Here is an 11,538-nt window from a genome sequence, read left to right as displayed (position 1 = left end):
ACACGGGTGGGGAATTTCAGTGAGCGTCAGTGGGGAATTTCGATGAGCGCCGTCAAAAGGGAGCGGACTGCAGCTCGATGATCTGGCTGGCTGAGGAAATAAATCGGCGAATCGAAAAGGTCAAATCCGCGTGAAACATAATTGGTGCCTTCACCAGCGACAATTGGCACTTTTAACCAAGCACGCTCCCGAGGCCAAGCAGCCACCAACCGGCGGGGGCGGCTAAGTCGCCAAACATTTTTTCGCTGGGGCTGTCAAAACCTGGCACGCCGCAAGACTTCAGGAGGCCAGGGCCCGCGCAGCAACGATCCCTCCTTCTCGTATCTTGGCCACGCTTTCGATCGGAACGCCTTCTGATCTCGCCACTGTCATCGCCGATCGAGGCTGTTGCCCGCCCAAACCGAAGACATCGACGAGAATCCGAGCCTCTATCGCCGTCAACGTCGCGGCATACCGCAACATCAGATCGAGATTGTCGGACGTACCTATCCAATCTGCTACCGAATCTGTTTGCACTGCAGTCGGACTCGACAGAGTGGTGGGCGGAACAGCTGCGGAAGTGTTACCGCCTTGGGGCCGGGACAGTTCAGGAGCGGCAACAGGCTCGATGAACGTCGGCGGCTTGGAGGAGACGAGCACCGGTTTCAGTTGGGGTTCTACGGGTCGCGTCAACCATTCCGTTAGTAGCGCTGACGCTTGCGCGATGGGGACATCTACCTGTTCCTCAGCGATGTCGAGGAGTTGCTCCAAGAACGCCTCGTGCGCGCCGAGCGCCGGGTCCTCCATGGTCCCCGGCACGTAGATGATCACGAATGCCGCGGCCCGATCTCCGGGCTTGAGCCGCAGTACCCGACCCATACGCTGAATCATCTGTCTGCGGGAGCTGCTGCTGGCGATGATGACGCCGACATCGACGGCAGGAACGTCGATTCCCTCGTCGAGCACCCTGGGTGCGACAAGGTTCGTCAGTGCCCCGCTGCGGAACTGTTGCAGCACTCGAGTTCTGGCCAAACGATCAAGTCCACTGGAGTAAGCGCTGGACTGCACACCGCGCTCTCGTAGAAGGGCCGAGCCTGCTTCGGCCGACGCCTTGGTCTCGGAGAACACGATCGACCGATCTGACTTCGCCAATGCCGGTGCCAACGTTCCGAGCGCATCGATCTTGCCCAGGCAGTCCGCCAGCAACGAGCGTCGCTTGCTGAATGCCGACAAGTACCGGCTGGCGAGTCGACCTTCTGGAAGGTCTCGTTGTTCGGCGAGCTTCGTCACGGCCTTCATGAACTCACCGAAAGGCGATGCGACACAGTCGTATTTGCTGATCAGATTCTCGCGCGCATCTCTTGCGATCGCATCGTGTTCCTCAAACTTGGCACGTTCGTCTGGTGTGAAGTCGATGGCAACCGTCATCACGCGGACGGGAGCAAGGACGTTGTCTCGTCGGCCACGGGCGAAGTCGCATCCTGCGATCTTCGTTTGGAAGTACGGGAGGATGTGCGTGTCCACACCTTCGTCCTGGCGCTCCAGTGTGGCCGTCAATCCGAGGCGATGGTCGTAACGATCGGTGAAGACTCGCGCGAACCCGTCGGTGCCGTAGCGGTGGACTTCGTCCGCGATCATGAAGGCACCGGGACGCGGCTGAGGGGCACCCTTCATGATGGCCGACTGAATGGTGGTGATCAGAACGCTGCTGTGCCGGAAGTCATCGCGATGCCCGTTCCCCCGCCTCCCGACCGACACCGACGGAAGTTGCTGTTTGACCTCCGTGTGCCACTGCTCGAGGAGGTCGATGGTCGGCACCACTACGAGGACCTGTTGGTTCAGGCTCCGCGCCGACACGATCGCAGCCACACCGACACGCGTCTTACCGGTGCCGGTGACTGCTTCGACGATGGCGCGATTGCCAGCCCCTCGCCAGGCCTCGAATGCTTCCTTCTGCCAAGCCCTCAATTCCGTCATGATGCCGCGTCCTCGGGTCGTACCCACTCGGCAACGCCATTGCGTCGATGTCTGCGCACGAGCTTCTTCGTGAGCTCCAAGTCAGCGAGCAGCTGCTGAGCAGCGATCGGGGTCATGCCCGTGATCAACGAGCAACGCCGCAACGTCAGTGGCGCGTCGCGACGCGCCGCAGCGACTGCGATGACGCGGCCCGTCGACAACGATGCTGCGGGCAGCGATGCCAATCCCGCTTGCACCGCGGCAGGGAGCGTTTCGATACCCACACCCGCCGTCGCCGCGGCGACAGGTGCTGTCGTTACGACGGGCTTTTTCGACGGTGCCCGTTTCGGCATGACTGCCGGCGAAGGACGCGTCGTCACCGGCACGCGCTTGACCGGGGTGGACCGTCGCGGGGTCGAGTATCGAGAGTCGACCCGAATCTCGCGCGACCCGTCGAACTTCGGCGGTCGTGTCTCCCCCGGCTCGAGTTCGACGACCTGAACGGAAGTCGGACTGGCTGGATAGTTTTCCTCGATCACCGTAGGCAAAGGCGCGACCACGGTATCCACAACCGGAGCAGGAGTCACCGGCTCCTCGTCAGGAAGGGCATCCTCGTTGGAATTCGCGTTCAGTACAACCGGTTTCCAGCTCGCATCCCGGCCAGCCTCTGCAATCTCTACTTCGCCGGGAAGAATTCCGACCGCGTCCAGAATTTCGATGATCGGGGCGAGTGCCGTGTCCAAGTCGACGACCACCTGGGACGCACGCACTCTTCCGAACGTCCACCCACACCGCTTCAAATCCCTTTCTCGTCGAAGGCGTTCGACAACAACGTCTCTCGAACGCGTACGGTCGTCATGGCATTCGATCGCGACCTTCGATGCGACACCGGTGACCACGAGATCCAGGACGAGTTCGTTGATCTCGACAGCAGAATTGACGTGGTATCCGCGATCGCGCAGGGCGACAAACACCCTTTGCGCCGTCATCGATAGGAAATCGCTGTGGAGGACTTTCTCGTCGACAACCTGCGGCATCTCCGGAACCGGGACCGTGGGCGCAGCTTCCAGGTAGGTGAGCAACGACGTCCGCAGATCCAGCGGTGAGAGATCCTCTGCCCGAACAGAATGAAACAACCACAACTGATCGCGAGCGCGGCTGGCAGCGACATTGAAACGCCGCTGCCACATCTCGTTGGTCAACGCATTGTTCGATGATCCCGCGCCGACGACCATCGATCCGAACACAACGTCTCGCTCATCGCCCTGAAATTCGGGTGCCGTTCCCACGCGCAAACGCAGGTTGTCCCGTTGCTCGGCCGGGATACGCTCCGAGATCAGTGAGCGGATCAACTCGACCTGCGCCCGACTCTGCAGGACGACGACTCCGAAAGTCATACCGTCGTAGTCAGGATCGGAGATGCACTCGCACAGTCTCTCGACTAGGCAAAGCGCTTCGATCTCATTGACCAGGGTCGCACTCGACCCCGCCGTTTCTGCACCCTCGACGTAGGTCGACACGAGCGGTTGCAGGCGCTCCGCTCCGAACTGCCGAACCGGAATCAGCGGAGTGTCTCGATAGAACTGCTTCGACGACCATTCGATGATCTCCGGCATAGACCGGAAATGCTCACGCAGCCGCACACGCTGGTTGTACCGGCTCCGGAGAAGCGAGAACAGGCTCGAGCGAGGGCTGAAATTGTTCCGGACGTGCATCGATAGATCGCCGAGGTGAGAGTCCAGACGCTCGAAAACAGTGTCGTCGGAGACCTGCTGTACTCGATCCGGTGCACACTGCTTGTCGTCACCCACCACGATCACCCGCGGTGCGAGCCACATCAGAAACAGACTGCTGATGTCCGCCTGACTCGCTTCATCGACAATCACGACGTCGAAGACGTTCTGCTGCGCGGGAATCGAAGACAGAACCTGCCCGATCGGCATGATCCACGCCGGAACAGCACTCTGCGCTTCCTGCATGGCTGCCCGTGCTGAGGCTCGGTATCGCTGTGCGATTTTGGTATTGCCATCACCGATATTGCTGACGCTCTCCTGGTATGTGCGGAGCGCCTGCATCTCCCGTGACGTCATCCGCTGCAGACACCCTCGCCATGCTTTCTCGGCCGCCAGTGTCGCGGTGAGCTGGGCGATCTCTCCATCTACATCGTCGTAGAGATCGTCCAGGTTCGATGCTTCGGGGCGGACGAGACGCTGTTCGACGTGCTGGTTCGCCCACCTCCACGCCCATGCATCCTCGAAATCGCCGGCAACAGCCACCCAGTCGGTGACGCGGTCGCTCGTGACCAGATGACCAAGTGTCGGTGCTGCTGCATCGAGATCCCGCAGCAGTGCATCCATCGACAACTGTTGCTGCTGTTCGACACTCGCGCGTGCGTATCCACGTACCGCAGCGTCGAATGCCTCGCGGTCGGCGGTGCGGAGCGCGTCCGAGAGTGCGAGCGCTTCTGTGCTGTTCGCCCCGCCGGTGGCAGCGTCGAAACCATCAGCGATCACCACAAGCCGCTCCAGCGCGTCGCGTGCATTCGCGCCCGCAAGTGCCCTCTCGATATCCGACAGCAGCCCTTCCACGCCGTCGAGCGTTCGCAGTGCCACCCGGTCTTCGAGCTCATCCGAGATCGTTGTAATCCGCTCGACGACGTCCTGCACCAGTGCCACGTTACGCACGGCACCGTCCACCTCGTTGATGCGCGCCGCTCGACTCTCTCGGTTCGGAACTCGAAGACCGATGTCCACCAACAATGATGCGGCCTCGTCTACCGAACGAAGCGCACGAATATGTTCTGCAACAACGCGGTATGCCTGGGCTCCCTGAGCCGGAACGCCGTCGACTGTGGCTGTCGCACCCAGTTCGTCGACCGCGGTCTGCTCCTTCGGCGTCCGCAACCACCGGAGGGTATCGAACCGCCCCTCTGTGTAGAGACGCGCGGCAGCGTCGTACGTCTCCAGAGCAACGAGGTCGACTCTGTCGACGACCACATTCGCTGTACCGACCACTGCGTCGGCGGATTTCGCATCGTCGAGCAGGGTTGACGCCTCGCGTGCCCTCGTCCACAGGTAACCGAGCGAACCGGACAACACACCGTCCAGCACAGCACGGAGGTCCCCATCCAGCTGCGTGCAGCGCGCAAGAACCTGACGAGACAGTGCTGCCAGTCGGCGCAGTTCCGCCGTCGGGAGATCAGCCAGTGCAGATACCGAAGCCCGACTGCTTGCACCGTCGTACAGTCGAGTGACCACGGTCTTGCTCGGTAGCACTGTGGACAGGTCCGGAAAAGACTGCTCGCGGCGGTCCGCCGCATGAAGCTCGCTCTCGACCAGCAGACCAGCGAGCTCAGCAAATTGCGCCGAGGTGAGGGGCGGCGACTCTGTGTAGAGCGGACCCGGCACCCAGGCCAGCTCTGCGGCCGACGCAGCAAGCTGCAATGCCACTCCCGACAGGGTCCCCTCGTAGTGCGAGCCGAAATTTTGGACCTCGGACTCGTCGGACCTCGTCGACGTCAGAGCTTCTTCGAGGGTGTGCTTCTTGTTGATCGCTCGGTAACGATCCCCGGCGATTTTTTCGATATTCCGGTCCGCCTGAGCGATCTCGAAATCCGCAAGGCGGCCGGCGATCACCGAGACACTGTGGTCGAGTTCTTCCGACCCGCCCTTGGCGAGGTCGGTGATCGACACACACAGGTCTTGCAGTTCCGACGGCAACTTGTCTCGTAGCACGCGCAATGCCTGCGACTTCTCACTGGTGACGAGAACTCGTTGACCCTGAGCAAGCAACGCAGACATCAGATTTGCGATGGTGTGGGTCTTTCCCGTTCCGGGCGGCCCTTCGACAACCACACCCGTGTCGAGTGAGAGCTTCTGCATAATGCTGGACTGAGCGCGATTCGCGGAGAGTGGAAAAAGGATCTCTGGCGGCGGCTCTGAGCTGGGACGCGCCAACCAGTCAAGCCGGTCTGTCGACTCGATACTTTCGACGAGCTGTTGGAGTCCTATTGGAACATCGGCACCGTCGTTCAACGCAGCAATCATGGCGTCGTAGTAGGAGACGAGCGCAAAGCCGGTTCGACGACGAAGCAGCAACGCAGGTGACTCACGGACTGTCCCGCGACGCGCAGCAGGTGGCACGTGTCGATCAGCGACGTACGTGATGCTGGAGATGGCCGAATTCGACCACTCCTTCAGAATCGTAGATACAGAGCGTGCGATCGGTGAGCCTGCGACATCTCCGAGTTTCTGCGCAAGGGATGCTGCTGACGCCGTGTGTAGTCCTTTCAGCCCGAGCAACAGTTGTCGGTCTTCGAGCCGAGGGCTGCTTCCAGCCGTCAACTTGACCAGCAGATCTCCGGTGTCCTCGTCCCTAGTGATCTCCACCGGTTGAGTCACTAGATGGGCATCGACGGATACTCCGGACACTGTGGCCGATAGGAGTCCTGACGCCAGAACGACTTCGACCGTCTCAGGCTGTGTATGCGACTCTTCTCGCATTCGATCGACCGACAGATACAACTCCGCCAAGGGACGCTTCTTTACGTCGTCGGCCGCCCATGCCTGCCATTCGGTAAGCCATGATCGAAAAAGTTCGGACTCGGCTGAACCGGCTCCGCGCGCGAGTGTCGGCGGTTCAGCGGCCCTGTCGATCGGACCTTGCACCGCATCGACGAGCTCTGCGGGTAGTTGCGGGGGCGGCTCGACACTGACTCGGACAATTCTGACGGCTAGTTCGCCTGCCGTTGCATTCGCATCGACCTGGACATCACGGTCACGTCGATAGAGCCACTCAAGCCGAGTCGTCGGCCCATAGGCGCGGACTGGTTTGGACCGAGCCGAGACCGTCTCGCGCAGGAACTCGAGCAATCGACGGACTCTTCCGCCGACCTCATCGCTGTGAACGGTCACCGCACTCCTCACTCGAACGTTGTACCGACAATCTAGCGGCAGAGTCGGACAAACGTGACGGGCGGTCGGTTGGGTGGTGCCGATCTCCTGCACGAGGTTGAGCACACCGGCGACGCTCGAACCTGGGTCGGGCACGGCTTCTCGGATCTCGACGCGGATCGTCTGGTGGGCTCAGTATGCAATCAGAGAGTTGGCGTGAAGACCGAAGTTCGTTCCCCACTAAGTATGCAATCTCCTACAGCACCTGGTCATTCCATTGTTTCGACGGCCCTACGCGTGAAGTCACGAAAACTGAAGTCACGAAAACCAGTGGGTGCCCTTGTGGGACGAAATTTGCAGGCCCACCGCTAGTCTCCTACCATCGACTTTGCGAGAATTGGCGGGTGACGGTCGCGGGGATCATAATCATGTTTGTTTATACATCGCAATTTGCCTGCCAGAGCCGTCGTGGACGAGCCAAAAAGCCCATCCATTTCGCAAAGGATTGACGCTTGGACTGTAATAAGCCACAACTGCTTTGGCGGCACCACTTGGTGTCGCGAAGTCACGACCTGCCAGCGGACCGTCCAAAATAGCCACCGCGCCGATAGTCGGGTACAACCGCGCCTTTGTCTTGATACCCTTGTAAACCGAATATATTGCCACGGAGTCCTCAGTGACCACCGTTGACGTCATGACATCTTGCGTTTGAGACGGGGCCGGACGGAGCAAGTCTAAAAGTTCCTGCAGGTCGTCGCATTCACCTTGGAAACTGCTCGCCGCGGACGCATCACTAGGCTGCTCTACTTGTTCGGACGTCGAGCCGCCGGTGCTTTGCGCTGAGTCGCCGCAAGCGATCTTCGCGACAACATCGGGCTCCGAGATCGTGGTTGCAGATGCCTTGTCGGGATTGATCGGCACGGCCCGAATGTGATCGTCAACCCTTGGCTCCGGGTCCGGCGCGAGCAGGTAGCCGTAAGACTGCGTCAAATCGTCAATCGGACGCAGCGCACCGAGCGTCGACAGATGGCGCGTGATCTTCCCGAGCGCACGTTCCTCGATGATGCGAATCCTATTGAGGCTCAGCTTTGTCGTCTTTGCCAGCTCCTCGTGTGTCTGTGGAGCGTCACCGCCCATGCCAAACCTTGCGCGGATTAGTCCTAATTCCGCGGGTTCAAGCTGTTTAAGCGCATTAAGTATGTCGTCCGGGCATTTACCGTCTTGTGCTCTCGAAAGCAACGATTGGAGTGACTTCGCTGTGAGGGGTTTAAAACTTTCAATCTGCAATGTTGATGCCTCGATGGGTTTCGACAATTCGGTACCGCCCACCACAAGCTGTCTTTTCGGCTTAGCATCATTGATTCTCATTTGTCTTGCCAGCTTAGCCGCGTCTATTCTGCGCCTTAATCGATCGTGTTGCGCTGGCGTCAGCAACGGTTTATCCCGCTTGAGGACGTCTGACGCGTCTGCAATCAACCCGGCGTCGATCAGCGCGGTAATCTTGTCAAAGCGAGCTTGCTGGCGGTCAATCATGGCTCAGCGCACCGACCGACTAAGCAACTCAATTGCACAACCGTAACCGCGCGTAGCGCGTATCGCAAAGGAGGACCAACGCGTCTGGTTTCCAAGCGCGATTGCGATCTGCGAACCATAGAGTGGGGTCGACTCGTGGCTGCTGCTGGGTAGAACCTGAAGCAAACCGAACTCCCTTCCAACTTTCTCGGTTCCCAACCTGTGTCCAGACTCGCACACGTAAACATCATTCCGCAGCCGGAAACGCACCGAGGTCGCTGCAGCACCCATTGCTTGCGCGATTGCACCTCCTTACATGGTCGCAGGAGAAGCCTGCGCGGAATGTAGTCTGCCTGTCGAGAATCGACTGGATCTACGCTCTGATCGAGGTGCGCAGGGCCTCCGAGGTGCGCGTGGCTGCCTCCCCCTCGGCAAGTAACGCGCCGAGCATGTCTACTGGACGCCCGAACTCCGGATCGCGCGCGCAATGTCCCTCCGTGCCGTCGGATCGTCGCGGTGAACCGATACCGACGATTGCACACGACACAGATGCCCGCAGGAGTTCGATCGGTAGTTCCAGTGCAGGTACCAGAGGTCGCGAACATCCGTCGAACTATGCGCACTGCCTGCGGGCGACAGGTCGCAGCTGGTAGAACCGAGTCATGGCCTCTGCTCAGGAACTACCCAACTCAATGTCCGAGGAGGCCCCTTGATCCTCCCCCCGGAGCCGATGCAGCTCTTCGCCGGGCAGCGGGCGTTCATCGCGTACGGCGCTCCGTGGAAGGACGCCGTCATCGCCCTAATGGATCCGAGGTGCGGGTACGACCCGTGGGAATACGACGACGGGATGTCTCCGGGTGATGTACTGATCACGGTCATCGAGACGCAGCCGAGGGTGTTCGGCTGCATCGAGCTCATCGGATGGGACTCTGCGACAGACCGGTTCACCGTCGCCGATAAATGGAACCTCGTCACCCTGCCAGAGGTACCCGAGTGGCTGTCCCTGCCGACGCATCCGGGGCCCCTCGATCACGGCACCGGCCGCTATCTGTTGGAGACTCTGGGGACTCAACGATGGGGAGGACGGCTGTACGAAGCCGGAATCGAATCGGCCACCACAGCCGAGTCCGCACGCGTAATGATGAACAGCGGCGGACAATGCACGCACTGCGACGAAAACATCTGGCTGGCGGGGCCCGACGCACGCGAGCGGATCCACACTTATGTCTGTGAAGCGAATTCGCATGTAGGTGATCACTATTCGGACTGGTCAACAGCGTTGTGCACAAACTGCTACGTGCGTATGAGCGCTGGCGGATTCACCAATTACCTGGACTTTCGGTTCTCCGAGAACCCACCGTGTCCACGGTGTTCGTTCCGCCGTTCGGTTGGCTACTTCTCGCAGCCCTACATGACCGACGTTCCGCAGATCGAATCACCATGGGAGTTCCACAGAGAAACTCATCGGCACTGGGACAATCGAGGGTACTGGCTGTGCCACCACTGCCATTTCGTGTTCGGCGAATCGCCCAAGACCGGCGACAGATTCTTCTGACCGGCGTTCGAGTCGTATTTTTCCGACACGGTGCGTGTGTGACAAGAACGAGGAGAACTGGGTGACAGACATCAGCGGCGCGCAGTACTTCTACTACGCCTCGTACGACGGCGACCACACCGTGACGGTCGCTCGTGTGAGCGACGCCGACTTCGACACGTACGAACGCTACGACGTCGAGCGCTCGACCTGGATCATCGACGACGAGATCGACATCGAAAACGAAGACGAAGACTGGAATTCCGTGACGGTCGACGAAGCGGACTCGCTGACCGAACGGCGAGCGTTCGGGCTCGATGGCACTCCCCCTGGCGACCCTGGCTACACGGTGGCCATCGACCTCGACGTGTCTGCCGCCGAGTTCGGCGAATCCACTCTGCAGTCAATACGTTCGAGCGCCCCCAACCTTGTTGACGCACGCGTGCGTTCAGGCAGCACCGGGCATGCCCAGATCGTCGTAGAGATCCCAGACACCGGGTGGTTCGCCGCCGGGTCGGCCGGCGTCGCTGTCGCTCGCGACATCGAAGTGCACTGGCCGGTCCAGGCGGTACAGATCTGCCGAACCGACCTGTGGAACGACGGCGAGCAAGCGGTCCACTGGTTGGCACCGAACTTTGCGGAGGTGCTCGAAAGCCGTGCCGACGACTGCATCCTCACGCTCGAGGTCGTGCCCAACCCCTGGCCAGGCCGGGATCTGGATCAATACTCGTTGCCTGGGGAGACCTCGTACCCGACATCGACGGGAAGCGGCAGCGCTCAGCTGAACATTCCCAGGTCCGGCCGAAACTGCGTCGATGAGGCGGAGATGTCCTCCAAGACAGCGCACCTCCTGAGTAACGAGTTCTCCATTGCCCGCATCCGGGTGAGTCGCGCACGGTTCTACCGCCACGAATACCCTGTCAGCGGATCGTTTCCGGCTACCGCGCCTCCATCGGAAACAGTCTCCCCTGGTTGGCATTTCGGTTCATTCATGTCGTCGGAGCGATTCGTCGTCATCACCGACCTCGAACACGATTTCACCGGATGGGCAGTTGAGGTCACGCAGGACGACGACGTGCACATTGCACCGATCTCGGCAAAGACTCTGTATCGCAACGACAGCGAGGATTTCAACCTTCACGTTCAGGGAGAGACGTTTCACGGCTTTGCTGCATCCGTCGAACCCGGCGCTCGACTGATTGCGTTCATCACCGCATCCGGCGCGCGGATCGAGGTCGATTCATGGATCTACATGACCGAGTGGCTGACCGAGTCCCTCGCGGACAAACCGTGCGCACTTATCATTGACCTTGGTCCGAGTGACTACATCCCCAGCGAAGACGACGAGAACGACGTGGTGTGCGCCCAGTTGATCGTCATGGCCGACGATGTGTTCATGGTCCGGCGCTCGCGAGTGGAACTGGGCCATCTGATGTTCGCCGACTACTCCACGGAGTATGTCGAGCTCGATCGGTGGTACCTCGCCCCTCATTTCGACGACTGCACCGACGGCTACCTGTTCACCAAGGATCGACGTCTGGCGGCGGAAACCTGCGTCACCTGGTTCCGAGACAACCAAGGAGCCAGCGAGCCCAGCAACATCGGCTGCGATGTCAATGGCCATGTCGATGTCCCCGCTGGTGGCCAGGTAAAAGTCCCCACCCC

Annotated in this window: 5 protein-coding genes; 2 read left to right on the top strand and 3 right to left on the bottom strand. The window is 60.4% G+C overall.

Annotated elements, in window-relative coordinates:
* Nucleotides 1-279 precede the first annotated feature (279 nt).
* The 3 genes from QM590_RS25195 to QM590_RS25185 all read right to left on the bottom strand — a co-directional run bounded on the left by QM590_RS25195 (nucleotide 280) and on the right by QM590_RS25185 (nucleotide 8,360).
* Entirely contained in the window at nucleotides 280-1,956 is a 1,677-nt protein-coding gene (locus QM590_RS25195) for a DEAD/DEAH box helicase (RefSeq protein ID WP_269596814.1), read from the bottom strand.
* Entirely contained in the window at nucleotides 1,953-5,981 is a 4,029-nt protein-coding gene (locus QM590_RS25190) for an AAA domain-containing protein (RefSeq protein ID WP_269596815.1), read from the bottom strand. The genes QM590_RS25195 and QM590_RS25190 overlap by 4 nt, the downstream gene beginning before the upstream one ends.
* Nucleotides 5,982-7,253: 1,272 nt before the next feature.
* Nucleotides 7,254-8,360, bottom strand: coding sequence for a sigma factor-like helix-turn-helix DNA-binding protein (locus QM590_RS25185; RefSeq protein WP_269596813.1), 1,107 nt, complete (start codon nucleotides 8,358-8,360; stop codon nucleotides 7,254-7,256).
* 688 nt (nucleotides 8,361-9,048) lie between these two features.
* Here QM590_RS25185 and QM590_RS25180 point away from each other — a divergent pair.
* Nucleotides 9,049-9,894 (top strand): hypothetical protein, encoded by an 846-nt coding sequence (locus QM590_RS25180; protein ID WP_269596812.1) that lies wholly within the window; start codon nucleotides 9,049-9,051, stop codon nucleotides 9,892-9,894.
* A gap of 61 nt (nucleotides 9,895-9,955) precedes the next feature.
* On the top strand, nucleotides 9,956-11,538 hold a 1,583-nt coding region (locus QM590_RS25175), incomplete at its 3' end, for a hypothetical protein (protein WP_269596811.1).

The organism is Rhodococcus sp. IEGM 1372, assembly GCF_030056835.1.
Taxonomy (GTDB): domain Bacteria; phylum Actinomycetota; class Actinomycetes; order Mycobacteriales; family Mycobacteriaceae; genus Rhodococcoides.
Note: the sequence above shows the minus strand (reverse complement) of the source record. Positions and strands in the feature narration are given on the sequence as shown.